Origin of the sequence: Streptomyces sp. NPDC050211 (genome assembly GCF_040656035.1) — a bacterium.
Classification (GTDB): Bacteria; Actinomycetota; Actinomycetes; order Streptomycetales; family Streptomycetaceae; genus Streptomyces.
In genome coordinates, this window is record NZ_JBFALC010000046.1 from 29,807 (window position 1) to 55,055 (window position 25,249).

Below are 25,249 nucleotides of genomic sequence, written 5' to 3' on the forward strand. Positions count from 1 at the left end.
GACGGCTACGGCTGAACGAGGCCCCCGCGACCGTGCCGACGGTCGCCGGGGCCTCGGCTCATCCCAGGGTCAGCGACGCCTGCACCGGCAGATGGTCGCTCGGGAACTGCCCGTCCACGGCGAAGGTGTTGATCGACGCCTTGTGCGCCGTGACCCCCGGCGTGGTCAGGATCCAGTCGATCCGGTCGCCGTTCGGCGTCAGCGGCCGGTATCCATGGAAGGTCGCGTACAGCGGGCCGCGCTCGGCGGCCGTGTCCCAGGTGTCGACGAGACCGGCGTCCAGCAGGGTGTCGTAGACGACGTTCTTGTGCGCGGCCACGTTGAAGTCGCCGGTCGCCACCAGGGGCAGGGAGCGGTCCAGGGTGGTGAGCCGCTGGGCGATGAGGACGGCGGAGCGCTCGCGCGCGTACTGGCTGGCGTGGTCGAAGTGTGTGTTGAGGACGTAGAACTCCCGTCCGCCGTCGTGCCGGTCGCGGAAGCGGACCCAGGTGACCATCCGGGCGAAGCCCGCGCCCCAGGTGTTCGAGCCGATCACGTCCGGGGTGTCGGAAAGCCAGAAGTGGTCGTACTCGGTGGGCGTGAGGCGTCGCCTGTCGTAGAAGACCGCCATGGACTCGTCCCGGCTGCCGTGCAGGCGGCCGGTGCCGATCCAGTCGTAGTGGCTGCCGAGATCGTTCCCGATGTCGAGCAGCTGGTGGAAGATGCCCTCCTGGGTGCCGATGACGTGCGGGGCCTCGCGGTGCAGCAGTTCGCGCATCACCGGTCTGCGGACGGCCCAGCTGTTGGGCTCGGTGGTGCTGGCGAAGCGGAGGTTGAAGGACATGACCTTCAGGCGACGGCCCGTGGACTGGGATTCGTCCGCCGAGGCGGACGGTCCGGACAGTGCTGTACTGGAGAGCGGAACGGCGACCGCCGCCGCTAACGCGGCCTTCAGACCCAGACGGCGCGTGACTCGGCTGTGCTGCGGCACGGGGGCTCCTTCGGTAGGGCTGCCGGACGAGTCGTGCATACGGAAGTGTTCTACCGTCACGTGAGATGGGCGTGAACATGCCGATAGCCCGGAGTGGACCGATACGGAAGTGGTGTTGACCGGCAGGAAGATCCCCGGATAACTTCGTTCTACGGATTGTTGATTCCGTAGAGCGGAAAATAGGAGGCTGTGGGATGGGTCAGGGCCAGCAGGAGCAGGTGGCGACGAGCCTCGCGGGCGCCGTCAGCGAGGAGATCAGCGCCTCTCTCGCGCCGGTCGACGCCGAACTGGAGCGCCGCTATCCCGGCGACCCCGGCACCCGCCAGCCCGTCCACACCGTCTACGTCCCCGGAGACGTCTTCGCCGCCGGCACCATCCGCTCCTGGGGCGACCAGGCCCTCACCGCCCTTGACGAACACGCCCCGGATGCCGCCTCCTTCGCCGCCGTCCTCGGTCTCGCGGACGACCTCGCCGAGCCCGTGTACGCGCGCGTGCGCGCCAAGCTGGAGCGCGAGCCCATCGAGGACCTGCGCGTCGACTTCGAGGACGGCTACGGCCCGCGCCCGGACGCCGAGGAGGACGAGGCGGCGGCCCGCGCGGCGCGACTGATCGCTGAGGCGTACGAGAACGGCACGGCGGCGCCGTACATGGGCATCCGCATGAAGTGCATGGAGGCGCCGGTTCGCGACCGGGGCATCCGCACCCTGGACATCTTCCTCACCGGACTCATGGAGGCGGGCGGGCTGCCCGGCGGGCTGGTCCTGACGCTGCCCAAGGTGACCTACGCCGAGCAGGTCACCGCCATGGTGCGGCTCCTCGAGGCCTTCGAGAAGGCGCGCGGTCTTGAGCCCGGCCGGATCGGCTTCGAGATCCAGATCGAGACCAGCCAGTCCATCCTCGCCGCCGACGGTACCGCCACCGTCGCCCGCATGATCCAGGCCGCCGAGGGCCGCGCCACCGGACTGCACTACGGCACCTTCGACTACAGCGCCTGCCTCGGCGTCTCCGCCGCCCACCAGGCCAGCGACCACCCGGCCGCCGACCACGCCAAGGCGATCATGCAGGTCGCGGCGGCCGGCACGGGCGTCCGCGTGTCGGACGGCTCCACCAACGTCCTCCCGGTCGGTACGACCGAGAAGGTCCACGACGCCTGGCGCCTGCACTACGGCCTCACCCGGCGCGCTCTGGCCCGCGCCTACTACCAGGGCTGGGACATGCACCCCGGGCACATCCCGACCCGGTACGCGGCCGTCTTCGCCTTCTACCGCGAGGGCTTCGAGCAGGCCGCGGCCCGGCTGACCCGGTACGCCAACCGGGCGGGCGGCGACGTCATGGACGAGCCCGCCACCGCCAAGGCCCTCAGCGGCTATCTGCTGCGCGGCCTGGACTGCGGCGCGCTCGACATCGCCGAGGTCGCCCGCGCGACCGGGCTGACCCGGGCCGACCTGGAGGGTTTCGCGGCGCCCAGGCGCGCCGATCTCACGGTCTCCGCCAAGTGACGAAGTAGCGGAGCTGTCACAGCCGAGGTCTCCCGGCCGCGTTGTCACTGGCGCCCCTTAGTCTGGACACCACGCATCAGACGTGTCACAGGAACGGGGCGGCGGTGTCTTCGGGGGAGTACGGACAGGCGGACGGGACCGGTCGGCTGCTGGCCGGGCGCTATCGTGCCGTGGCGCAGCTCGGGCGCGGCGGCATGGGCGTGGTCTGGAGAGCCGTCGACGAGGTGCTCGGCCGCGAGGTCGCCGTCAAGGAACTGCGCACGTACACCGACGCCGACGGACCCGAACTCGCCGATCTCCGGGTGCGGATGCAGCGCGAGGCCCGCGCCGCGGCCCGGATGCGCCATCCCGGAGTCGTGGCCGTGCACGACGTCGCCGAGGTCGACGGCCGCCCGCTGATCGTCATGGAGCTGGTGGACGGCCCGTCCCTGGACGACGTGCTGCGTGAACACGGCACCATCGACCCGCGCGAGGCGGCCGGGATCGGTGCCAAGGTGTTGGACGCGCTGGCCGCCGCCCATCGCGCCGGTGTCCTGCACCGCGACGTGAAGCCCGGCAACATCCTGCTGGAGCGCACCGGCCGGGTCGTCCTCACCGACTTCGGCATCGCCACCATGGAGGACCCGGGCGACGGCTCCGCCACCCACCTCACCCGCAGCGGCGAACTCGTCGGCTCCCTGGACTACTTGGCGCCCGAGCGGGCCCAGGGCGCCGACCCCGGCCCGGCCTCCGACGTCTGGGCCCTGGGCGCCACGCTCTACGCGGCCGTCGAGGGCGTCTCGCCCTTCCGCCGTACGTCGACCTACTCCACCCTCACCGCGATCGTCTCCGAACCGCTGCCGGAGCCGCGCCGGGCCGGGCCCCTGGGGCCCGTCCTCCAAGTCCTGCTGGACAAGCGGCCCGAGGGCCGTCCGGAGGCCGACGCGGCGCGGGAGCTGCTGCAGCGGGTGGCGGACGGCTCCGGGACGGACGTACCGACGACGATGCTGCGGGGGAGCGGGGCGCACCGGGAGGAGACACAGCGCAGCGTTCCGGCGGTACCGCCGGGGTTCGGGCCGCCGGAGTCCGGTGCGTCGGCGGCGCAGGGTGCGGACGCGCCGGGACGGTCCGGGCAGGAGGGACAGGCCGGTTCGGAGACGCCCGTCTTCGGTGCGCCGGTGCAGGCGGGTCAGGGCAGACCCGGCTTCGGCTCGCCGGAGCGGGCGGATTCGCCGACGCCCGGCTTCGGTTCGCCGGTGGGGGACGGCTCAGGCGTGCCCGGCTCCGGGTCTGCCTCGGCCGCCGCCCAGGCCTCGGCCGCCACCGGCCCCATCCCCCCGTCGCCCCCTTCCCGTCGCAAGGGCCGCGTCCTGCTGGCCGCCGCGGCAGTGACCGTCGTCCTCGCGGCCACCGCGGTCACCGTCACCCTGCTGAACAACACCGGCGACGCGGAAGCCGGTGCCGGGCCCACGTCCTCCGCCACCACATCCGCCGGTGCCACGTCCTCGGCGTCCGGCAGTCCCGGCGCCGACCGCTCCGCCTCCGCCAAGCCCACGGAGCAGGGCGACGAGAAGACGCGCACCCCGACGACGCCGCCCGAGAAGGGCGAGGGCGCGTCCGGCGGCCAGGCTTCCACGCCCACACCGAGCAAGTCCGCCGGCGGCGGCACCACGGAGGGCGGCGCCGGCGGCGGTGCGAACGGCGGGGGCGGCGCGACCACCCCGGCGCCGACGGCCGCCTGTGTGTCCATAGGCGGCGGCAAGTACAACTGCGAGGTCTGGCGCACCGCCACCTCGTACGTCGACGGCACCGAGGTGGGCGTCCTCAACAAGGGCACCAACTACTTCTACTGCCAGTCCAACCTGGGGCGCCGGGAGACCTACGGCGAGTGGACCAACGTCTGGTGGGCCAAGACGGACGACGACAGCGGCAACACGAACGTCTACATCAGCGACGTCTACGTCAAGGGCGGCAACAACGACGAGCCGGTCCCCGGACTCCCGGTCTGCTGAACCGGCAGATACCGCTCCAGCCCCGAGGAAGTCACCAGCTTCTCCTCGCCGAGCAGCCGCGTCCCCGCAGCACACACCCGCCCGTCGGCACGCGCGCGTGTGCAGAAGTCCTCGGGCGTGACGCCGAACAGCTCCCTCAACCGCGCCGAACCGGTGAGGAGTTCGGTGAGCAGGGCTCGCTGCCCAGGGTGGGTGCGCGGCGCGCTGGTGCCGTTGTGCAGGACGCCGCGGCGATTGACGTAGATGTAGGCGCCGGGCAGCGCGGTGCCGTCGGCCAACTCCACCAGCACCTCCGGCGCGGGCAGCCAGGCGCGGCCGTAGTTGCCGTCCGGCAGCGGCACGCCCTCGCTCGCGTCGACCACCGCGAGCTGCTCGGCATCCAGCCAGGTGATGAACAACTCCCGCACCCGCCCCGGCGCTTCGAACGGCGACGCGGACACGTACCCCATGCGGCTCACATGCGCGGAGACGCCGATCTCGACGCCCGTGACGCGGGCCTTCACCATCGGCACGGGGGCAGCGATCCCGGACTCGGCCATCTTGTACCGCAGTTGGGCCGGGCATGCGTTGGAGCCGACCGCGAGGACGGGGACGCGGTCCTGGTACACCAGACGGTCGAGCGGCAGCAGCCGGTCACCGTCCAGGAGGCCGGACTCGCGCGGCCACACACCGGGGTAGAGCAGCGGATGATCGCGCGGAGCCTCGGCCAGGCCCAGCGATTCCAGGGTGTGGTCTGCCACGGGCGCCTCAGTCCGTCGGCGGCAGTTCGCCCGAGCCGCGGGTGATCAGCCGGGTCGGGAGCTCGATGCGCTCCGGGACGACCAGCGAGCCGTCCAGCTGGCGGAAGAGACGCTCGGCCGCGGTACGTCCGAGGGTGGCGGCGTCCTGCGCGACGACCGTGACGCCCGGCTGCAGCAGATCGGCGAGCTCGATGTCGTCGAACCCGACCAGGGCGACCCGGCGCGACTGCTCGGCGAGCACCCGGACCACGGTGACCGTCACCCGGTTGTTGCCCGCGAAGATCGCGGTGACGGGAGAGGGGCCGGAGAGCATCTCCTCGGCCGCGCGGCGCACCCGCTCGGGGTCGGTCACCCCCAGCGACATCCACGAATCCTCGACCGGTATCCCCGCGTCCTCCATGGCCGCCCGGTAGCCGCGCAGCCGCTCGGCGGCCGTGTGGATGCGGGGCATGTCGCCGATGAAGCCGATCCGGCGGTGCCCGTGGCCGATGAGGTGGGCCACACCGTCGCGGGCGCCGCCGTAGCTGTCCGACAGCACCACATCGGCGTCGATCTTCCCGGCCGGACGGTCCACGAACACGGTGGCCACGCCCGCCCGCAGCTCGGGCTCCAGATAGCGGTGGTCGTCACCGGCCGGGATGACCAGCAGCCCGTCCACCCGCCGTGCGCACAGCGCCAGCACCAACTCCTGCTCACGGTCCGGGTCCTCCGCGCTGGAGCCGTTGATGAGCAGGGCACCGTGCGCGCGGGCCACCTCCTCGACCGCGCGGCTGAGCGGACCGTAGAACGGGTCCGCGAGGTCCTCCAGGACCAGGCCGATGCTCGCCGTGCGGCCCTTGCGCAGCACCCGCGCGCTGTCGTTGCGGCGGAAGCCCAGCGCGTCGATGGCCTCCTGGACGCGGCGCTCCGTCTCCGGGGTGACCCCCGGCTCCGCATTGACCACGCGCGAGACGGTCTTCAGTCCGACTCCCGCACGCGCCGCCACGTCCTTCATGGTCGGACGATTGCCGTAGCGGTTCCCGGAGATGCGGTCTGCGAGGCGATCTGCACGGCGGCTGGTCTCGGGCACAGTGCGGTGTCCTGTCCTGTCGTCCACGGGGATGCGTCGGGCCATGGGTATGTATGAGGATGTGGCGTCGAGCATAGAGCCTGGACAACGTTGTCAGATGCGGGAGAGACTGTCCACCGCAATCTCCGGCCTACGTCCCCACCGTGAGACCGGCCCGCCTTTTTCCCGTGGTTGACGGGGAGAACCGATCCTTGACCGGGAGATCAGACACAGATGCACACCGACTTCGTGGCTGCGCTCGACATCGGCGGCACCAAGATCGCCGGAGCGCTGGTGGACGGCCACGGCAGCATCCTGGTGCGTGCCCAGCGCGCGACTCCGGCACAGGAGGACGGCGACACCGTGATGGATGCCGTCGAGGAGGTGCTCGGCGAACTGACCGCGTCCGAGTTGTGGGGACGGGCCACCGCGCTCGGCATCGGCAGCGCGGGCCCGGTGGACGCCTCCGCGGGCACGGTGAGCCCGGTGAACGTGCCCGGCTGGCGCGACTACCCGCTCGTACGACGGGTGCGGGCCGCCGCCGGAGGGCTGCCCGTCGAGCTGATCGGCGACGGGGTGGCGATCACCGCGGCCGAGCACTGGCAGGGCGCCGCCCGCGGCCATGACAACGCGCTGTGCATGGTCGTCTCGACGGGCGTCGGCGGCGGCCTGGTCCTGGGCGGCCAGTTGCATCCCGGGCCGACCGGCAACGCGGGCCACATCGGGCACATCAGCGTGGATCTCGACGGCGACGACTGCCCGTGCGGTTCGCGCGGCTGCGTGGAGCGCATCGCGAGCGGCCCGAACATCGCGCGGCGCGCGCTCGAGGGCGGCTGGCGTCCGGGCCCCGACGGTGACACCTCCGCCGCCGCGGTGGCCGCCGCCGCCCGTGAGGGCGTCCCCGTCGCCGTGGCCTCCTTCGAACGCGCCGCCCAGGCCCTGGCCGCCGGTATCGCGGCCACCGCGACGCTCGTCGAGATCGACATCGCCGTCATCGGCGGCGGCGTCGGCAAGGCGGGCGATGTGCTCTTCACGCCGCTGCGCAAGGCGTTGAGCGACTACGCGACGCTCTCGTTCGTGCAGCGCCTGACCGTGGTGCCGGCGCAGATGGGGACCGACGCCGGACTGGTGGGCGCTGCCGCCGCCGCGCTCGCCAAGCGGCCGGACGCGGCGGCCGCGGGGGTGTGAGGCGGGGCCTCGGCAGGAACGTTCACTCGGCGGCCGGGCCCGGGGGAGGGGCTCGGCCGCCGAGGTGTCTCGCAGGCGGGCGGCGTGGGTGCGTACCCGCCGCCGGGCTCAGCAGCTCAGCTGTGCGTCCGCCCAGTCCGCGTGGTCGGAGTCGATGCCGTCGCCGCCGTCGGTGACGACGAGGCGGATCAGCTGGGCGCCCGTCACATCGGCGGTGAGCGGCTGGGCGGGCATCGCGTTGGTGAGGACGCCGGTCGAGGCGGCCTTGGTACCGTCCGCCCATATCTCGAAGGCGACCGTCCCGTTCGCGCCCTTCTCGTCGTCGACACCGACGTCCGCGGTCACCGTCTCGCACGCACCGCCGGCGTAGTACTCGACGGCACTCTCGGCGTGCACACCGAGCCCCTTCGCGTACGCGACCCCGCCGATGGTGATCGGGTTGCCGTCGCCCGCGTCGCTCTCCCCGTTGCTGGTGTTGCGCTCGACCGGCCCCCATCCGTTGGCGGCCGACAACCACGAGAGGTCACCCAGTCCGGACGTCCCCGAGGGCGGCGGCACCACCACGGACACGGCGATCGGCACCGCGCTGTCGACGCGGACACCGGCCGGGGAGCGGTAACTCGCCTTGAGCGTCAGGTCGTACGACCCGGAGGGCGTCCCTGAGGGGGCGGTGACGGACCACTTGGTGCGCAGCGAACGGCCGGTCGCCAGGGAGGCGGTGGTCGTCGGTGACGTGGCCCTGACGGTCCAGCCCTCGGGACCGGTCAGCGCGACGGAGACACGCTTGGCCGACGTGCGTCCCAGGTCGGTGACGGTGGACGTGAGTGCGGCCGGCTCACCGGCCTCGACCAACGCGCTGCCGTCCAGGCCGAGTTCGACGGCGGGCGGGTACTTGGCCCAGCGCGGGTCGGGCGCGACCCGGACGAGAACCGTGCCGTGCGCCGGGACGGTGGCCGAGATGGTGCCCGCCGTGTTGTAGCTCTTGTGCTGCCACAGGTCGCGCAGGGTGTAGGCGTCGGCCTCGGGCAGGCCGACGGCCGCCGCGGTCGTCGAGACGCGCTGGGCCCTGCCGGTCTCGTTGAAGAGCGCCACCGCGCGGCTGCCGTCCCGCATCTCCTTGGCGACGACCCACCGTCCGCCCTCCGACGAGACGACCGCGCCTTGCTTGCCCAGCGGGTCCTGGTCGACCGCGATGACCTCCTTGTTGCCGAGGATCTCGAAGGTCGCGTCGGAGGCCTCGCGCAGGTCGGAGCCGATCAGCAGGGGCGCGGCCATGATCGACCAGAGCGAGAAGTGCGAGCGGTACTCGGTGTCCGTCATCCCGCCGTTGCCGACCTCCAGCATGTCGGGGTCGTTCCAGTTCCCTGGACCGGCGTACTGCGCGAGCGGCAGGTTCTGCTTCAGGATCGACAGCATCGACCCCCAGGTGTCGCTGATGTCGCCGGTCGTACGCCACAGATGTCCGACGTCCGACGCCCACTCCCAGGGCTTGTTCTGGCCCCATTCGCAGATGCTGTAGACGATGGGCCGCCCGGTGGCCTTGAGGGCGTCGCGCATGGTCGTGTAGCGCAGTTTCGCGTCCACACCCTGGTTGTTGCAGTTGTCGTACTTCAGGTAGTCGACACCCCAGTCCGCGAACTGCTGGGCGTCGCTGTACTCGTGGCCCAGCGCGCCGGGGAAGCCGATGTTGCTGCAGGTCTTGGTGCCCGCGCTCGTGTAGATGCCGAACTTGAGCCCCTTGGAGTGCACATAGTCCGCGACGGCCTTGATGCCGTTGGGGAAGCGGACCGGGTCCGGTACGAGCTTGCCGTTCGCGTCGCGCTCCGGCAGGGCCCAGCAGTCGTCGAGGTTGACGTACTCGTATCCGGCGTCCTTGAGGCCCTTCTCGACGAAGATGTCCGCGATCCCCTTGACCATGGCTTCGTTGAACTCGGCGCGGCAGTGCGTGGAGTTCCAGTTGTTGAAGCCCATCGGCGGAGTGAGGGCGAGGCCGTCGGCCAGGGCGGGAGCTGCACTCTGGGCGTCCTCGGCGGCGTTGACGGGTGCGGCGAGACCCGCCGTGCACAGGAGTCCTGCCGTGAGTGCTCCGACCACTCTTCTGCGGGTTGTGCGGGTGTGAAGGTGACGCATCGTTACGTTCCTCCGAACCAGCGAAAGGTGGGATGACGACATGCACGCGTCATCAGTGCGTTCACGGTAGAACGTGTCGGACTCTGTTGGAAGATGCGCGTTCGATGGTGTGGGTCTGTGCTCAGCTACTCGAGAAGCGGCGTGCGAGGTCGCGCAGCGAGGCCGCCGCGTCGGCCACCTGATCCGGCGGGATCGTGGAGCCCGCCATGGCTCCCAGGCGCTCCATCTCCTCGGCGAGGCGCAGGTGTTCACGAGCGGCGTGTTCACGGCAAGGCAGGCAGGTGACGCTCTCCGGGCGCGCGGAGGTCATCGCATACGGCACCCGCAGGCCGCATCCGGCGGTGACGGTGCTCGGGAGATCGCCGGCGAGAGCGAACGTGGACGCCAGGATGTTGCGCGTGGCGGCACTGTTGCGCAGCACCTTCGCTTCGACGTGGATGTGCCGGTCCTGCTCGCTCATCCGCCCTCCTTGTCGTGGTCGCCGTTGTCGTGGCGTCACGGCAGAGCATGCCAGTCGGGCATGGATGCCATCCGTTCCGGTTCCCTCGGGAAGGGGTGCGTGACCCCGGCCCGGTCCGCGCAGTTGAGCGGGGCATGAAGAAGCGCAGCATGCTCGCCATCGCCTCCCTTGCCACCGGTTTCGTCGTCGCGGCTGTGTCGCCGTCCCATGCCCACGGCGACGATCCCGCCGCGCCCAGCGGTCCGGCTGCTCCCGACCGTCCGGCTGCTCCCGGCGACTCGGCCGTTATCCACGGTCCGGCCGTCCTGCACGGTCCGGCTGTTCTCGGCGGCACCCCGGCCGTGGTCCACAGCCCGGCTGTAGTCGATGTCGACGAGACCATGGGCACCGTCGACCCGTTCCTCGCCAGGGAGTTCCGCATGGCGCTGGACGACACCCCGCACGGGCAGAAGGGCAAGGGCAAGATCGGCTGACGAGGCCGACGGCCGGAGCGCGACGCCGGTGTCCCCGCTGCCGGGGCTACCGGCGTCCTGCGTTGGCGCACCCTCAACGGGAGCTGGTTTTGGTGGCAGGGTGGAGCGGGCAAGCCACAGGGGGCCAACAGAAGAGGGGGAACCGTGATCGTTTGGATCAACGGTGCGTTCGGTGCGGGGAAGACCACCACCGCACGGGAACTGATCGACCTGATCCCGAACAGCACGCTCTTCGACCCCGAGGTCATCGGCGGAGCACTCGCTCACCTGCTCCCGCCCAAACACCTCGCCGAGGTCGGTGACTACCAGGATCTGCCGATCTGGCGGCGGCTGGTGATCGACACGGCGGCCGCGATGCTCGCCGAACTCGGCGGCACGCTGGTGGTCCCGATGACCCTGCTGCGCCAGGACTACCGCGACGAGATCTTCGGCGGACTCGCCGCACGCCGGATCAGTGTCCGGCATGTGCTCCTCGCTCCGGCGGAAACGATCCTGCGCGAACGAATAGCCGGGCGGGAGGTCCCGCCCGAACTGCCCGACGGCGAGATGCGCATACGGCAGTGGTCGTACGACCACATAGAGCCGTACCGCGCCGCCCTCGCGTCCTGGCTCACCGCAGACGCCCACCCCGTCGACACCGGGGCCCTCACGCCGTACGAGACCGCGGTCCGTATCGCCGACGCGGTCGGCAGGGGGAGCGTTCCGGTATGTGACATAGTACAAACCCCGGAACCCACCGCCGAGACCATCGCCGCCGGCGTCCTCCTCTTCGACGAACACGACCGGGTACTGCTCGTCGACCCCACCTACAAGGCCGGCTGGGAGTTCCCCGGCGGTGTCGTCGAACCCGGTGAGGCGCCCGCGCGCGCGGGCATGCGCGAGGTCGCCGAGGAGACCGGGATACGGCTCGACGACGTACCCCGCCTCCTCGTCGTGGACTGGGAACCTCCCGCCCCGCCCGGCTACGGCGGCCTCCGCCTCCTCTACGACGGCGGCCGCCTCGACTCCACCGAGGCCCACCGCCTCCTCCTGCCCGGCCCCGAACTACGCGACTGGCGCTTCGTCACCGAAGCGGAGGCCGCCGACCTGCTCCCACCCGTCCGCTACGAGCGCCTCCGGTGGGCGCTGCGGGCACGGGAACGCGGAGCGGCGCTGTATCTGGAGGCCGGGATTCCGACGCCGTGACTTGCGTCGTCGTCACGTGCCTGTGGCGAGGGCAGTGCGGAGCGCTTCGTACGGATACGGCGTCTCCCGGCTCTCGGACCGGAGCCGTCCGACGAAGTCCGCCATCACCGCTGCCGTCCGAGCATGCCGGGCCACCACGCCCGCCGCGACAGGCGGCAGCCCGACCGGCGGCGCACCCTCGGCACACGCACGCATGAAGGCATCGCGCTCCTCGCTGCGGCAGCCCCGCAGGGCGGTGACGAGCCAGTTCGCGAGGTACCCGGTGGCGTACGCGCGGTCGTAGTCACGGTGCCGGTCGTAGAAGTCCCTCTCCTCCGGGGAGAGTCGGAAGCGGGAGGAGAGGGCGAGGCCGTAGTCGGCGAGGTAGAGGCGGTGGCCGTCCGTGAGGATGTTGCCGAAGTGGATGTCCAGGTGCAGCAGTTCGTGGTCCCGGAGGAAGGCGACGACGGCCTCCAGCTCGCTCTCCACGAAGGCGCAGGCCGTGTCGTCCGTGGCCAGTTGCTCGGTGAGCCACTCGTGCAGGGTGTACGGCACGTACTCCAGGAACAGCGTCAGGCTCGCGGAAGCGGACGCCAGCGCCTCGATCCGCGCCCGCACCTGCTCGGCGCCTCCCCAGAAGGCGACGGCCAGCTCCACGTCGGCCAGTTCCTTCGGGAGCGGCTGGACCGCATCGGGCAGCACCCGCCAGTGGTGCAGGAGTGGGAACCCCGCGAACCGGCCTGCGAGCACCCAGTTCGTCGTCATGGCATGCGCGGCGAGTTCCCGCCATGCCCCGCCTCCCGGGCCGCCGATGTTGTACTGGCAGAACGTCGGCAGCCCGAAGAGGTTCGCGGTGGAGTGGACGTTGGCCGGGCGCAGCTCCAGGTCCGTGACCGGTACCCGCTTGACGAAGACGCGTCGCCCGCCGACCTCTGTGACCGCGCCGCGTCCGCCGATGCCGGTGGTGACGGATGTGGCCGACGCCACCAGCTCGGCGAGTTCGTGGTCGCTGAGGAGAGCGAGGGAGGTTGCGATGTCGGCGTGGGCGGCGCGGCGCTCGTTGGGGGACATCGCCCGGTGGCTCAGCTGCCCGCGTAATTGCGGAGGAACAGTGCCTCCGCCACCGACAGCCGTTCCAGCTCCTGCGGGGAGACGCTCTCGTTCACTGCGTGGATCTGGGCCTCTGGCTCGCTGAGGCCGATGAGCAGGATCTCGGCGTTCGGGTAGAGGGCGGCGAGGGTGTTGCACAGGGGGATGGAGCCGCCCTGGCCGGCGTACTGCATGTTCTGGCCGGGGTAGGCCACCGCCATCGCGTCCGCCATCGCCTGGTACGCCGGGCTGCTGGTGTCGGCGCGGAAAGCCTGGCCCTGGCCGACCTGCTCGGAATGCACGCGGGCGCCCCACGGCGTGTGGGCCTCCAGGTGAGCCTGGAGCAGCTTGGTGGCGTCGGCGGCGTCCACGCCCGGCGGCACCCGCAGGCTGATCAGCGCGCGGGCGCTCGCCTGCACGGACGGGGTGGCGCCGACGACCGGAGGGCAGTCGATGCCGAGGACGGTGACGGCCGGGCGTGCCCAGAGGCGGTCGGCGACCGTGCCGGAGCCGATCAGCTCTACGCCGTCCAGCACCTTGGCGTCCGTGCGGAACTGCTCCTCGTCGTAACTCAGCCCGTCCCACGACGACTCGTCGGTGAGCCCGTCGACCGTCGTGGAACCGTCCTCCGCGCGCAGCGAGTCCAGTACGCGGATCAGCGCGCCCAGCGCGTCGGGCGCGGCGCCGCCGAACTGGCCGGAGTGCAGGTTGCCTTCGAGCGTGTCGATGCGGACGCGGACGAGGGTCATGCCGCGCAGGGTGGAGGTGACCGTCGGCAGGCCGACGCGGAAGTTGCCCGCGTCGCCGATGACGACGGTGTCGGCCTTAAGGAGCTCCGGGTGCTCCTCGGCGTACCGCTCCAGGCCGCCCGTACCCATCTCCTCCGAACCCTCGGCGATCACCTTGACGTGAACGGGTATGCCGCCGTTCGCCTTGAGCGCGCGCAGCGCGAGCAGGTGCATGATCACGCCGCCCTTGCAGTCGGCGGCACCGCGCCCGTACCAGCGGCCGTCGCGCTCGGTCAGTTCGAAGGGCGGCGTGGTCCACGCGGCTTCGTCGAGCGGAGGCTGCACGTCGTAGTGGGCGTAGAGCAGGACCGTCTTCGCGCCTTCGGGGCCGGGCAGGTAGCCGTACACGGACTGCGTGCCGTCGGGGGTGTCGAGCAGGGCCACGTCCTGGAAGCCCTCGGCGCGCAGCGCGTCGGCGACCCAGTTCGCGGCGCCCTCGCTCTCGCTCTTCGGGAACTGGTCGAAGTCCGCCACCGACTTGAACGCCACCAGTTCGGTGAGCTCCGCCCGCGCCCTGGGCATCAGCGAGGCGACGGTCTCGGCGACCGGATTCGACGACATGGGCACGCTCCTTGTGGGTGCGACGTTGTGACAGGTAAGTGCTGTGATCCTCCCACAGCGGCCTCCGGCGACGGCCGCCGTAGGATGCGGGAGACAGGTGCGGCAGCGGCTTGATCGGGAGCAGTAGACCATCGTGAGCAGCGAGAACTCTTCGGCGGACGACGTGCGCCAGGTGTGGGACGTCGTCGTGGTGGGCGCGGGACCCGCAGGGGCCTCGGCCGCGTACGCGGCGGCGGTCGCGGGACGCCGCGTCCTGTTGCTGGAGAAGGCCGAACTGCCACGCTACAAGACATGCGGCGGCGGCATCATCGGTCCCTCGCGCGACTCCCTGCCGCCCGGCTTCGAGCTGCCGCTGCGGGACCGCGTGCACGCGGTCACGTTCTCCAGCAACGGCCGCTTCACGCGTACACGCCGCTCCAAGCAGATGCTGTTCGGCCTGATCAACCGCTCCGAGTTCGACCAGCAGCTCGTTGAGCACGCGCAGAAGGCGGGCGCCGAGCTGCGTACGGGCGTCACGGTGGCGCGGGTCGAGCAGCACGGGTCGGCGGTGCCGGACCGGCGCACGGTCGCTGTCGTCCTCCAGGGCGGCGAGACACTGCTCGCGCGGGCGGTCGTGGGGGCCGACGGCAGCGCCAGCCGCATAGGGGCACACGTCGGCGTGAAGCTCGGCCAGGTCGACCTGGGCCTGGAGGCGGAGATCCCGGTGCCGGAGACCGTCGCCGAGGACTGGACGGGGCGGGTGCTCATCGACTGGGGGCCCCTGCCCGGCAGTTACGGGTGGGTGTTCCCCAAGGGGGACACGCTGACCGTCGGTGTCATCTCCGCGCGGGGTGAGGGCGCGGCGACGAAGCGGTACCTGGAGGACTTCGTCGGGCGGCTCGGGCTCGCCGGGTTCGAACCCAGCATCTCCTCCGGCCACTTGACGCGCTGCCGCGCCGACGACTCGCCGCTGTCGCGCGGGCGGGTGCTGGTGTGCGGGGACGCGGCGGGGCTGCTGGAGCCGTGGACGCGCGAGGGCATCTCGTTCGCGCTGCGGTCGGGGCGGCTCGCGGGGGAGTGGGCCGTGCGGATCGCCGAGGCGAATGACGCGGTGGACACCCGGCGCCAGGCCCTGAACTACGCCTTCGCCATCAAGGCGGGGCTGGGCGTCGAGATGGCGGTCGGCAAGCGGCTGCTGACCGTGTTCGAGCGGCGCCCCGGTCTCTTCCATGCGGCGCTGACCGGCTTCCGGCCCGCCTGGAAGGCGTTCACGGACATCACGCGCGGTGCGACCTCGCTGGGCGAGATCGTCCGTTCGCATCCGATGGCCCAGCGCGCCCTGACCGCGCTGGACCGCCGGCCCGTCGGCGGCGAGGCCGGCGAGGTCAGCTCTTGACCGTGACCCGGAACACCGGATGGTCGGGGGCGATGCGCCGCAGCTCCTCGTCGGACGAGTCCGGGCCGACGCCCTTGAAGAACACACCGACCTCGGCCTTCCAGCGCTTGAGGTAGGCGCGCAGCAGCGGGGGCTTGTCGTCGTCGGCGACCTCGGTCGCGGTGAACGTCTCCACGTTCTTCCCGAGCCGCAGCTCACCGCCGCCCGCGGCCCGCATGTTGTGCGTCCACTGGACGTGGCCGCGGGGTGCGACGAGGTACTGCGTGCCGTCGACCGTGAGCAGGTTGACCGGTGTCGTGCGCCACTCGCCGCTCTTGCGGCCACGGACGGCGAGGACCCGGGAGCCCCAGACGCTGAGCCCGCGGCGCGTCATCCAGGCCACGGAGCGGTTGAAGACGTTGACGGTGAACCAGCCGGGCTTCTGGACGTGGGTGGACGTGGACATCTGGGCCCCCAGGAATGTGGTGGGAGAGCGGCGCTCGCTTGGGTGAGCGCCGATCGTGTTTGTGAGCACTGCTCTCGCTTCTCTCGAAGTCTGCCCGAGATCGGTGATCCAAAGCAAGAGCACTGCTCTCTTTTGTGTGTGCTGCTCTTTTTTGCGTTCCCCGCTCTTGTTTGTGTGCAGTGCTCCGAAAACATGGAACACTCCTTCGTATGAGGACCGCACAAGGAGCCCGCGCCCGAGCCAGGATCGAGGTCACCGCCGCCATCAAGGACGAGGCGCGCAGACAACTCGCGGCCGAAGGCGCCGCCAAGCTCTCGCTGCGCGCCGTGGCCCGCGAACTCGGCATGGCCTCCTCCGCGCTCTACCGCTACTTCCCGAGCCGCGACGACCTGCTCACCGCCCTCATCATCGACGCCTACAACTCCCTGGGCCAGAGCGCGGAGGCGGCGCACGAGAAGGTCGCGGACACCGGGCCCGCACAGCGCTGGGTCACGGTGTGCGAGGCGGTACGTACGTGGGCGCTGGGGCATCCGCACGAGTACGCGCTGATCTACGGTTCGCCGGTCCCCGGCTACACCGCGCCCGACGACACCGTCCCCGCCGCCTCCCGGGTCGGCCACCTCTTCATCGGCATCCTCCGCGACGCCTACCAGGGCCTCGGCCTCGCCAAGCCGCCGCTGCCCGCCGAACTGCGCGCCGAGGCCGAACGGATGACGGCCGACCTCGCGCCCGACCTGCCACCCGAGAACGTCAACGTGCTCGTCGCGGCCTGGGCGCAGCTGTACGGGCTGGTCGGGTTCGAGCTGTTCGGCCAGTTCAACCGGGTCGTGGAGGACCGCGAGACGTTCTTCCGGCATGCGGTGGGTCAACTCGCCCATGGGGTGGGCCTGGTGTATCCGCGGAGCGCTCCGCGGGAAGTGCGGTGAGAGGTCGCCGGTCGTCTGCGGGTCCGTTGTGGTTGGTCGCGCAGTTCCCCGCGCCCCTTTGCGGCGCTGTCGATCCGTAGCCGACTTAGCCGAGGCCACTTAGAGGGGCTACGGCACCGACACCACCGGCACCGGCAGCAACTCCGGGTCCTGGCGCAGGATCCGCTCGTGCAGTGATCGCAGCGCGGGCCCCGGATCCGCGCCCATCGCCTCGGCGAGGCGATGCCGTGCGGCCTCGTAGGCGGTGAGCGCGTCCGTCGGTCGGCCGGTGCGGCACAGCGCGAGCATCAGCAGCTCGGCGAGGCGCTCGCGCAACGGGTGCGCCGCCACGAGGCGGACGAGTTCGTGGACGTACTCGAAGGACTGGCCGAGTTCGATCGCTCCGGCGAGCCGGGCTTCGAGGACGGTGAGCCGTTTCTCGGCCCAGCGCAGTCGCTCCGCCGCGAGGTAGGGCGCCTGCAGGCCCTCGGCGAAGTCGCCGCGCCACAGCTCCTCGGCGCGCCGGGCCAGTTCACCGGCCCGCCGCAGGTCGCCCGCGTCCCGTGCCGCCAGTGCCTGGTCCACGAGGCGGCGCCGTTCGCGCAGGTCGTCGGCCTCGGCTCCGGTGAGCAGGTATCCGGTGCCGGTCCACGACAGCTCCGGCCCGTCCCCGAGCGCGCGGCGCAGCCCGGAGACGTACTTCTGTACGAGGTTGCGCACATGCACCGGCGGCGCTCCGCCCCACACGGCCTCGACCAGGCCGTCGTACGACAAGGGGCGCCCCTCCTGGAGCAACAGGACGGCGAGCACCGCGCGCTGCTTCGGTGGGCCGAGCGGGATCTCCACGCCGTCGCGCAACGCGCGCAGTGGGCCGAGGAGTTCGCAGCGCAGGGCGGGTGAAGCCGCTGTCGTCGCCATGTGCGGGCCGCGCTCAGTCCCCGTTGTCCCCATGCGTCGAGCGTAACGCGCACCCCGTCTTCCAGTGGATCTTCCAGCGGGCCTTCCAGCGACACGGCCGACGGTGTGTGGGCACACCAGCCTCCTCAGAAAGGCGACTTCATGCTCACTCGGCTCGGCCGACTCGCCGTGCGGTACAGCCGTGCCGTGCTGATCGGCGCGGCTCTTGTCCTCCTCGGCCTCGGTGCGTACGGCGCGGGCGCCCAGGACGACCTCGACCTCTCGGGATGGAGTGCCCCCGGCACCGAGTCCGTGCGCGCGGGAGACCGGCTGCGCGACGACTTCGGCACCGGCAACCCCAATCTCGCCCTGCTCGTCACGGCCCGCGACGGCGACGTTGACAGCGCACGCACCGAACGGGCGGCCCGTGAACTGACCGCCGAGGTAGAGCAGTTGCCGCTCGTCACGGACGTCACCGCCTACTGGGACGCCCGCAGCCCCGCCCTGCGCGGCGAGGACGGACGCCGTGCCCTGATCCTGGCCCACCTCGAAGGCACCCCCACCGAGATCCGTAAGGAACTCGGCACACTGTCACCCCAGTTGACCCGCACCACACCCGAACTCGACGTCCGCGCCGGCGGCCAGGAGGAGATCTCCCGGCAGGTCAGTGAGCAGGCCCGCACCGACTTCCTGCGCGCGGAGGCCTTCGCGCTGCCCGCCGTACTCCTTCTGCTGATCCTCGTCTACCGGCGCACCACGGCCGCCCTGCTGACCGTCGGAGTCGGTCTGTTCGCCGTCCTCGGCACCCTCGCCGGGCTGCGTCTGCTCGCCTGCTTCACCGAGGTGTCGACGTTCGCCGCGAACCTGGCACTCGTACTCGGCCTCGGACTCGGCGTCGACTACAGCCTGTTCGTGATCAACCGCTACCGCGAGGAGCGCGCGGCGGGCCGCGATCAGCACGCGGCCGTGGTCAGGGCGACCGTCGTGGCCGGGCGGACCGTCGTGTTCAGCGGTGTCACGGTCGCGGTGTCGCTGTGTGCGCTGCTGGTGTTCCCGTTCTTCTTCCTGCGGTCGTTCGCGTACGCCGGTGTCCTCGTCGTGCTCATCGCGGTGGCCGGAGCGGTGCTTCTCCTGCCCGCCGCGCTCGGCCGCTGGGGCCACCGCGTGGAGCGTGCCGCCGCACCCGCCTCCGGTTTCTGGCACCGCAGTGCCCTCGCCGCCATGCGCCGCCCGCTCCTCGCCGGCGCCGGCGTCCTCACGATCCTGCTCGTCGCCGCATCACCCCTGCTCGGCCTGCGCTTCGGCCTCCCCGACGAGCGCACGCTCCCCGAGGGCACGTCCTCGCGCACGGCCTCCGAGATCGTGCACCGCGAGTTCGCCGCCGAACCCACGGACACCGTCCAGGTCGTCCTCGGCGAACCGGCCGACACGCGCGCGTACGCCGCCGAACTCTCCCGTCTCCCGGGCGTGTTCCAGGTCGACGCACCCGAGGGGACCTACCGCGAAGGGGCGCGCATCGCACCCCCCGGCCAGGACCGGCTGAGGGCACCCGACGGAAGCGTGCGCCTGGCCGTCGTACCCACCCAGCAGGCCATGTACGGCGACGTCCCCGCCTTCGTCGAACGCGTCAGGGACACCCCGGCACCCGCTCCCGCCCTGGTCGGCGGCTACCCGGGCGAGATGACCGACTTCCGCTCCACGCTGCTCGACCGGCTCCCGCTCGCGATCGGGATCGTGCTGGTGGCGACGTACGTGATCCTCTTCCTGATGACCGGGAGCGTGCTGCTGCCCGCGAAGGCGACCGTGCTGAATCTGCTCAGCCTGTCGGTGATGTTCGGCTGTCTGGTGTGGGTCTTCCAGGACGGGCATCTGTCCGGGCTGCTCGGCTTCACCCCGACGGGCTCGATCGAGCCGAGCATCCCGGTGCTGATGTTCTGCGTGGCGTACGGGCTGTCCATGGACTACGAGGTGTTCCTGCTCGCACGCATCAAGGAGGAACACGAGCGCACCGGCGACACCGAGCAGGCCGTCGGCGAGGGCATCCGGCGCAGCGCGCCGCTGATCACCGCCGCGGCCGGGATCCTGGCGCTGTCGTTCCTGTCGTACGCCACCGGAGGAGTCGTCTTCCTCAAGGAACTCGGCATCGGGACGGCCCTGACGATCCTCGTCGACGCCACCCTCATCCGGGTCGTGCTGCTGCCGGTGACGATGCGGCTGGCGGGGCGGGCGAACTGGTGGGCGCCGAGGCGGCTGCGCCGGCTGCGGGTGCGGGAGGAGAAGGGGGAGGAGGACGTACTTCGCGGGGAGTACGTGTGATCACCTCGTCCGGCTGACGTCGCAGGTGGTGCGCGGCGTCTAGCGTTGCGGACATGGACAGGCTTCGGGTACGCGGTGGAGGCCCGCCGCCGTGGTGGCGGTACGGGCCGCCGTGGGCGCATCGCTGGGACGACGAGGAGCGGGGCGCCCGGTGGCCCTGGCGCTCCACCGCGGCGCTCACCGTGTTCGTGCTGGTCGGCTCGGGCTTCGCGGCTGAGGCGCAGGTCGGCGAACGCGCGGCGCTGGACCCCTTCGCGCGGGCGCTGCTGGCCGTGGCCTGTGTCGTGCTGCTGTGGCGGAAGCGGTATCCGGTCGCCGTGGTCTTCGGCACGGCGACGGCCGCGATGGTCTACTTCGGCGCCGGGTACCCGTACGGACCGATCTTCCTCGCCGTGGCCCTGGCCTGCTTCAGCGCCATCGTCACGGGGCACCGGCGGGCGGCCTGGGCGGCCGTGGGGATGCTCTGGATCGGGCATGTGCTGATCGCGCACTGGCTGTATCGCTGGCTGCCGCCGTCCGGGGACGGGCCTCAACCGTGGGGGACGGAAGGCGTGGTCGCCGCCTGGGTGGTCGCCATCGTGGCCCTGGCCGAGCTGGTCAAGGTCCGGCGGGAGCAGTGGGCCCGGGAGCGGGCCGAGCGTGCCCAGGCGGCCAAGCGGCGTGCCGACGAGGAGCGGCTGCGGATCGCGCGCGAGCTGCACGACGTCCTCGCGCACAGCATCTCGGTCATCAACGTCCAGGCGGGCGTCGGTCTCGCGCTCCTCGACTCCGACCCCGAGCAGGCACGCGCGGCACTCAGCACGATCAAGGCCGCCAGCAAGGAGGCGCTCGGCGAGGTTCGCCAGGTCCTCGACACGCTCCGCACGCCGGGTGACGCGCCGCGCGCCCCGGCACCCGGCCTCGACCGGCTGCCCGAACTGGTGGAGCAGGCGGCGAGCGCGGGCCTCTCCGTCCAGGTCGAGGGCGAGTCCCCGCCGCTGCCGCCCGGCGCGGACCTCGCGGCGTTCCGCATCGTCCAGGAGGCCCTCACCAATGTCGTACGGCACTCGGGCTCGCGGCACGCGCGCGTGCACCTCGATCACGAGGGCGGGGCGCTACGGTTGCGGATCGACGACGACGGGCCCGCGACCGGCGCCGACGCGGGCGGCAGCGGCAACGGACTGGCCGGAATGCGGGAGCGGGCCGCGGCCCTCGGTGGCACGATCGAGGCGGGACCGCGCGACGACGGCGGATTCCGCGTGCTGGCGGTACTGCCGCTCAATGCCAAGGAGGACGACCGGTGATCCGCGTACTGCTCGCCGACGACCAGTCGCTGGTCCGCGCAGGCTTCAAGGCGCTGCTCGACGCCCAGCCGGACATCGAGGTCGCCGGGGAGGCCGCCGACGGTGAGGAGGCGCTGCGCATGGTGCGCGAACTGCGCCCCGACGTCGTCCTCATGGACATCCGTATGCCCAAGCTCGACGGACTGGCCGCGACCCGCCGGATCACCGACGAGGGCGAGCTGAAGGACGTGAAGGTCGTCATGCTCACCACCTTCGAGCTCGACGAGTACGTCTTCGAAGCGATCCGTTCCGGCGCCTCCGGCTTCCTGGTCAAGGACACCGAGCCGGAGGAACTGCTGCGCGCCGTACGGGCGGTGGTCGGGGGCGACGCGCTGCTCTCGCCGGGCGTGACGCGCCGCCTGATCGCCGAGTTCGCCGCCCGCTCCAAGGAGCCCGCGGCCGCCGACGTCCTCGGTGAACTCACCGAGCGGGAACGGGAGGTGATGGCGCTGGTCGGCATCGGCCTGTCCAACGACGAGATCGCCCGCCGCCTGGTCGTCAGCCCGCTCACCGCGAAGACCCACGTCAGCCGCACGATGGTGAAGCTGGGCGCCCGGGACCGGGCCCAACTCGTCGTGCTGGCCTACGAGTCGGGGCTGGTGCGGCCGGGCTGGCTGGGCTGAGGCGGCCGCCGGAAGCGGAGCAGCACGCTGACGACACGGGCGGCGAACAGCAACGGTGTAAGCACGAGCCCGGTACGCAGCAGCAACGTCTCCAGGGCGCCGGGCAGTTCGAAGAACAACGCCGGACCGGCGACGGTCCCGAAGACGACGGCCGCCGCGAACGCCGCACTGAACAGGGCGTATCCGATCTCAACGGTGATCGCGTCCCGCTCCGCCTGACTACGCCGTCCCCCGTATTCGCTCATCCGTGCAGTGTCACAGGCGTACGCCCGGCGGAGCAAGCAGGCTCCGCCGGGCGCAGGTTGGTGAAGTTCCCCGCGCCCCAAAGGGGCGCGGGGCTGTGACATCATGCGGCTCCGCCGCGTGGGCGCGACCAGCCACCATGGCGCCGCAGACGACCGACGCCCATCGCGGCACAGCCAGCGGCGCGCCTAGTCGCGTACGGACACGCGCTCCGCCTCCCGCGGGGCGGACTTGGCCACCACGACGGACTGCCGCGGACCACGGGCGGGCCGCAGCCCGGTGAGCGTGATCAGCAACCCGGCGACGGCGATGCCCGTCACGACGACCAGGCCGGGCCGGTAGCTGTCGAGGACGGCCTGCGGGGTGGCGTTCTCGGGAGCGCCCGCGGTCACCACTGCCGTCACGACGGCGAGGAAGATCGCGCCGCCCACCTGGACCGAGGTGTTGAGCAGACCGGAGACCATGCCCTGCTCGTGGTCGTCGACCCCGTTCGTGGCCTGGATGTTGAGCGACGGGAAGACCAGCGCACAGGCCGCGCCGATGAGCAGCATCGACGGCAGGATCACGGCGGCGTACACGGGGTCGAGGTCGACCTGGAGGAACAGGGCGTATCCGATGACCATCAGCCCGAAGCCCACCGGGAGGAGCCGCTGGGTGCCGAACCGGTCGACGATCGAGCCCATCTTCGTCGCGGACAGCGCCACCAGCGCGCCCGCGGGCAGGAAGGCGAGCGCGGTGTGCAGCGCCGACCAGCCGAGCAGCGACTGCATGTACAGGGTGACCAGGAACTGGAAGCTGACGTACGACCCGAAGAAGAGCATCGCGCCGAGCTGGGCGCGGATCTGGATGCCGGAGCGCAGTACGCCGAGCCGGACGAGCGGGCCCGGCGAGCGCCGCTCGACCAGGACGAACACGGTGAGGAGCACGGCGACGGCGAGGAAGGACAGCAGCGTGCGGGCCGACGTCCAGCCGACCTCCGGGGCCTGCACGACGGTGAAGACGAGCAGCAGCATCGACGCGGTGCCGAGGATGGCGCCGGGAATGTCGTAGCCGTTGTGGTCCTTCTCGCGGGCGCTGCGCGGCAGCAGCTTCAGGCCCGCGATCAGGGCGATCAGGGCGATGGGTGCGGGCAGCAGCATGGTCAGGCGCCAGCTGGCCTCGGTGAGCAGACCGGACAGCACCAGGCCCATGGAGAAGCCGGTGGCCGCGCAGGTGGTGTAGATGGACAGGGCCCGGTTGCGCAGCGGGCCTTCGGGGAAGGTCGTGGTGATGATCGACAGGCCGGCGGGCGCCGTGAACGCCGCGCTCAGGCCCTTGATGAAGCGGCTGGCGATCAGCAGCGGGCCCGAGTCGACGAGCCCGCCGAGCAGCGAGGCGAGCGCGAAGACACCCAGGGCGACCAGGAAGACCTGGCGCCGGCCCAGCAGGTCGGCGGTGCGTCCGCCGAGCAGCAGCAGGCCGCCGTATCCCAGGATGTAGCCGCTGACGATCCACTGCAGCGTCGAGGTGGACAGACCGAGATCGGCGCCTATGGACGGCAGGGCGACGCCGACCATCGACACGTCCAGCGCGTCCAGGAACATCGCGGCGCAGAGCACCAGCAGGGTGCCCCACAGCCGGGGCGTCCAGCGTCCGTCGGACGTGGGGGTGGTGAGCGGAGAGGTCATGCCGACGACACTACATGCGCATGCATCGAATGCAAGCGCATTTAATTCTGATGCAACAATGCCGCTTCTCTGCTACGGTGCCGCGCTATGGCGGCGAAGAAGCCCGAACAGGCGCTCGTGGAACAGTGGCGCGACATGCTCGCACTCCATGCGCGCACCCAGTGCGAACTCGACCGCGCTCTCCACCAACACGGCCTGTGCGCAAGCGACTTCGAGGTACTCGACGTCCTGGCCGAGGCGCGCGCGGTGGACGGCGGCACCTGTTCCTACCGCGTCCAGGAGATCTCCGAGCGCGTCCATCTCACCCAGAGCGCACTGTCCCGGCTGGTCGCCCGGCTCGAGAAGGACGGCCTCGTCGAGCGCGGCATGTGCCCGGAGGACCGGCGGGGCGTCAAGGTGGCCCTCACCCCGAAGGGGCGCTCGCTGCACGGCGAGGTGCTGCCGGTGCAGCGCGAGGTACTGACGCGCATGCTCGCCGGTCACGGCGCCACGTGACGGCGGCTCAGCTTCATGTGACCGCGGACTTCTCCCGCCACAGCGCGGCGAGCGAGGCATCGCCATTGACGGCGGGGAACGGCAGCCGGTTCCAAAGCGACAGATAGAGCCGGGCCGCCGGACCACTGATCTCGCAGTCGGCGGCGCTCGCGTCCGAGGCAGCGTCGCGTGTGGCCGCGGGCGGCTCCGGAGACAGTCGTACGGTCCACAGCGCACCGTCGATGTCCGTCGCCCGCACCCGCAGCACCCGGGGCTCATCGGTCCGCACCCTGCTCTTGGGGCGGGCGTGGAAGCCGAGCAGCAACTCGTCGATGCCGTCCACCGCGAAGCCGGGCGCGATCTCCGACGGCGTACCACCGCGGGCCGCCTCAGCGTCGAAACGGTGCACGGTGGTCTCGTGCGCCTGCCTGCGCGCCCAGAACGCCAGGGGCGATGGCGAGGGCAGGAAATGCCAGCACTGCACGTCCGGAGCCGCGTTGGAGAGGGTGCTGACGAGATGCCGGTGCCCGTCCCGGAACCAGATCACGAGCTCGGCACCGTCGAGGTCGGGCAGGCCGCCGTCGGGGCGATAGGAGGGGTACCCCTCGTTGACGAACCCTGCCGCCCAGCGGTGCACCATCCCTGTGTGCCGCAGCAGATCCCGCACCTGCCAGTCCGGGCACGTCGGCACCTTCACGTCGGTGCCGGCCTCCTCGGCGGCCGTGGCCAGCGACTGGCCCTCCCGGTCCAGGATCCGTATGAACTCGGCTGTCTCCATGCGCCGAGTGTGCCGTATGGAGTGCGGTCGAAGGGAAGAGCGCAGAGGCTGGAGATCGGGCCGCCGGGTTCCCCGGTGACCCGGCGCGTGGACCTTAGGCTGC

At 71.5% G+C, this 25,249-nt stretch carries 23 protein-coding genes; 11 read left to right on the forward strand and 12 right to left on the reverse strand.

Going from position 1 to position 25,249, the window contains the following annotated elements; translation table 11 throughout:
• Positions 1-58: 58 nt before the first annotated feature.
• Positions 59-970: an endonuclease/exonuclease/phosphatase family protein gene (locus AB0I98_RS34305; protein WP_362948750.1), complete on the reverse strand. Its 912-nt coding sequence runs from the start codon at positions 968-970 to the stop codon at positions 59-61.
• Positions 971-1,164: 194 nt separating this feature from the next.
• Between AB0I98_RS34305 and AB0I98_RS34310 the strand changes: the two genes are divergently transcribed.
• On the forward strand, positions 1,165-2,469 hold the full coding sequence (locus AB0I98_RS34310; RefSeq protein WP_362948752.1) for an aldolase/citrate lyase family protein: 1,305 nt from the start codon (positions 1,165-1,167) through the stop codon (positions 2,467-2,469).
• Between the two features lie 104 nt (positions 2,470-2,573).
• Positions 2,574-4,460: a serine/threonine-protein kinase gene (locus AB0I98_RS34315; protein WP_362948754.1), complete on the forward strand. Its 1,887-nt coding sequence runs from the start codon at positions 2,574-2,576 to the stop codon at positions 4,458-4,460.
• Here AB0I98_RS34315 and AB0I98_RS34320 read toward each other — a convergent pair.
• Positions 4,406-5,200, reverse strand: coding sequence for a hypothetical protein (locus AB0I98_RS34320; RefSeq protein WP_362948756.1), 795 nt, complete (start codon positions 5,198-5,200; stop codon positions 4,406-4,408). The genes AB0I98_RS34315 and AB0I98_RS34320 overlap by 55 nt on opposite strands.
• A 7-nt stretch (positions 5,201-5,207) precedes the next feature.
• Complete coding sequence (locus AB0I98_RS34325) at positions 5,208-6,314, reverse strand: LacI family DNA-binding transcriptional regulator (protein ID WP_362948758.1); 1,107 nt, start codon at positions 6,312-6,314, stop codon at positions 5,208-5,210.
• 168 nt (positions 6,315-6,482) lie between these two features.
• Between AB0I98_RS34325 and AB0I98_RS34330 the strand changes: the two genes are divergently transcribed.
• Positions 6,483-7,436: an ROK family protein gene (locus tag AB0I98_RS34330; RefSeq protein ID WP_362948760.1), complete on the forward strand. Its 954-nt coding sequence runs from the start codon at positions 6,483-6,485 to the stop codon at positions 7,434-7,436.
• 108 nt (positions 7,437-7,544) lie between these two features.
• Here AB0I98_RS34330 and AB0I98_RS34335 read toward each other — a convergent pair whose 3' ends face one another.
• Together AB0I98_RS34335 and AB0I98_RS34340 are read right to left on the reverse strand one after the other, a co-directional pair.
• Complete coding sequence (locus AB0I98_RS34335) at positions 7,545-9,566, reverse strand: NPCBM/NEW2 domain-containing protein (RefSeq protein WP_362948762.1); 2,022 nt, start codon at positions 9,564-9,566, stop codon at positions 7,545-7,547.
• A 121-nt stretch (positions 9,567-9,687) separates the two neighbouring features.
• Positions 9,688-10,026: a hypothetical protein gene (locus tag AB0I98_RS34340; protein ID WP_362948764.1), complete on the reverse strand. Its 339-nt coding sequence runs from the start codon at positions 10,024-10,026 to the stop codon at positions 9,688-9,690.
• Between the two features lie 194 nt (positions 10,027-10,220).
• Between AB0I98_RS34340 and AB0I98_RS34345 the strand changes: the two genes are divergently transcribed.
• Together AB0I98_RS34345 and AB0I98_RS34350 are read left to right on the forward strand one after the other, a co-directional pair.
• A complete protein-coding gene (locus AB0I98_RS34345; RefSeq protein ID WP_362948826.1) occupies positions 10,221-10,499 on the forward strand; it encodes a hypothetical protein in 279 nt (92 codons plus the stop codon).
• A gap of 144 nt (positions 10,500-10,643) precedes the next feature.
• Positions 10,644-11,684, forward strand: a complete 1,041-nt coding sequence (locus AB0I98_RS34350) for an NUDIX domain-containing protein (protein ID WP_362948766.1) — start codon at positions 10,644-10,646, stop codon at positions 11,682-11,684.
• Positions 11,685-11,696: 12 nt separating this feature from the next.
• On the opposite strand, the gene AB0I98_RS34355 is transcribed toward AB0I98_RS34350, so the two are convergent.
• Both AB0I98_RS34355 and AB0I98_RS34360 read right to left on the reverse strand, forming a co-directional pair.
• Complete coding sequence (locus AB0I98_RS34355) at positions 11,697-12,734, reverse strand: protein kinase family protein (RefSeq protein ID WP_362948768.1); 1,038 nt, start codon at positions 12,732-12,734, stop codon at positions 11,697-11,699.
• 11 nt (positions 12,735-12,745) lie between these two features.
• The gene (locus tag AB0I98_RS34360; protein WP_362948770.1) at positions 12,746-14,101 is read right to left on the reverse strand and encodes a dipeptidase; all 1,356 of its coding nucleotides are present in this window, start codon (positions 14,099-14,101) and stop codon (positions 12,746-12,748) included.
• 133 nt (positions 14,102-14,234) lie between these two features.
• Between AB0I98_RS34360 and AB0I98_RS34365 the strand changes: the two genes are divergently transcribed.
• Positions 14,235-15,476, forward strand: a complete 1,242-nt coding sequence (locus AB0I98_RS34365; protein ID WP_362948772.1) for a geranylgeranyl reductase family protein — start codon at positions 14,235-14,237, stop codon at positions 15,474-15,476.
• On the opposite strand, the gene AB0I98_RS34370 is transcribed toward AB0I98_RS34365, so the two are convergent.
• Entirely contained in the window at positions 15,466-15,921 is a 456-nt protein-coding gene (locus AB0I98_RS34370) for a nitroreductase family deazaflavin-dependent oxidoreductase (RefSeq protein WP_362948774.1), read from the reverse strand. The two genes, AB0I98_RS34365 and AB0I98_RS34370, sit on opposite strands and share 11 nt — an antisense overlap.
• A gap of 209 nt (positions 15,922-16,130) precedes the next feature.
• Between AB0I98_RS34370 and AB0I98_RS34375 the strand changes: the two genes are divergently transcribed.
• Positions 16,131-16,847: a TetR/AcrR family transcriptional regulator gene (locus AB0I98_RS34375; RefSeq protein ID WP_362948776.1), complete on the forward strand. Its 717-nt coding sequence runs from the start codon at positions 16,131-16,133 to the stop codon at positions 16,845-16,847.
• 108 nt (positions 16,848-16,955) lie between these two features.
• On the opposite strand, the gene AB0I98_RS34380 is transcribed toward AB0I98_RS34375, so the two are convergent.
• Positions 16,956-17,777 (reverse strand): AfsR/SARP family transcriptional regulator, encoded by an 822-nt coding sequence (locus tag AB0I98_RS34380; RefSeq protein ID WP_362948778.1) that lies wholly within the window; start codon positions 17,775-17,777, stop codon positions 16,956-16,958.
• Positions 17,778-17,885: 108 nt separating this feature from the next.
• On the opposite strand from AB0I98_RS34380, the gene AB0I98_RS34385 reads away from it, so the two are divergent.
• Genes AB0I98_RS34385 through AB0I98_RS34395 form a run of 3 tightly spaced genes read left to right on the forward strand, consistent with a single transcriptional unit; the run spans position 17,886 to position 21,984 of the window.
• Positions 17,886-20,039, forward strand: a complete 2,154-nt coding sequence (locus AB0I98_RS34385) for an MMPL family transporter (protein ID WP_362948780.1) — start codon at positions 17,886-17,888, stop codon at positions 20,037-20,039.
• A gap of 53 nt (positions 20,040-20,092) precedes the next feature.
• Positions 20,093-21,322 carry a sensor histidine kinase gene (locus AB0I98_RS34390; protein WP_362948781.1) on the forward strand — a complete coding sequence of 410 codons (1,230 nt, stop codon included), beginning with the start codon at positions 20,093-20,095 and terminating at the stop codon, positions 21,320-21,322.
• A complete protein-coding gene (locus AB0I98_RS34395; RefSeq protein WP_362948783.1) occupies positions 21,319-21,984 on the forward strand; it encodes a response regulator transcription factor in 666 nt (221 codons plus the stop codon). Before AB0I98_RS34390 ends, AB0I98_RS34395 begins: the two co-directional genes overlap by 4 nt.
• Here AB0I98_RS34395 and AB0I98_RS34400 read toward each other — a convergent pair.
• Both AB0I98_RS34400 and AB0I98_RS34405 read right to left on the reverse strand, forming a co-directional pair.
• A complete protein-coding gene (locus AB0I98_RS34400; RefSeq protein ID WP_362948784.1) occupies positions 21,945-22,229 on the reverse strand; it encodes a DUF6332 family protein in 285 nt (94 codons plus the stop codon). The two genes, AB0I98_RS34395 and AB0I98_RS34400, sit on opposite strands and share 40 nt — an antisense overlap.
• 186 nt (positions 22,230-22,415) lie before the next feature.
• The gene (locus AB0I98_RS34405; RefSeq protein ID WP_362948786.1) at positions 22,416-23,894 is read right to left on the reverse strand and encodes an MFS transporter; all 1,479 of its coding nucleotides are present in this window, start codon (positions 23,892-23,894) and stop codon (positions 22,416-22,418) included.
• An 87-nt stretch (positions 23,895-23,981) separates the two neighbouring features.
• Here AB0I98_RS34405 and AB0I98_RS34410 point away from each other — a divergent pair, with 87 nt between their 5' ends.
• Complete coding sequence (locus AB0I98_RS34410; RefSeq protein ID WP_362948788.1) at positions 23,982-24,389, forward strand: MarR family transcriptional regulator; 408 nt, start codon at positions 23,982-23,984, stop codon at positions 24,387-24,389.
• Between the two features lie 13 nt (positions 24,390-24,402).
• Here the strand turns inward: AB0I98_RS34410 and AB0I98_RS34415 are convergent, their stop codons facing one another.
• Positions 24,403-25,146, reverse strand: a complete 744-nt coding sequence (locus AB0I98_RS34415; RefSeq protein ID WP_362948790.1) for a maleylpyruvate isomerase family mycothiol-dependent enzyme — start codon at positions 25,144-25,146, stop codon at positions 24,403-24,405.
• Between the last annotated feature and the right edge of the window lie 103 nt (positions 25,147-25,249).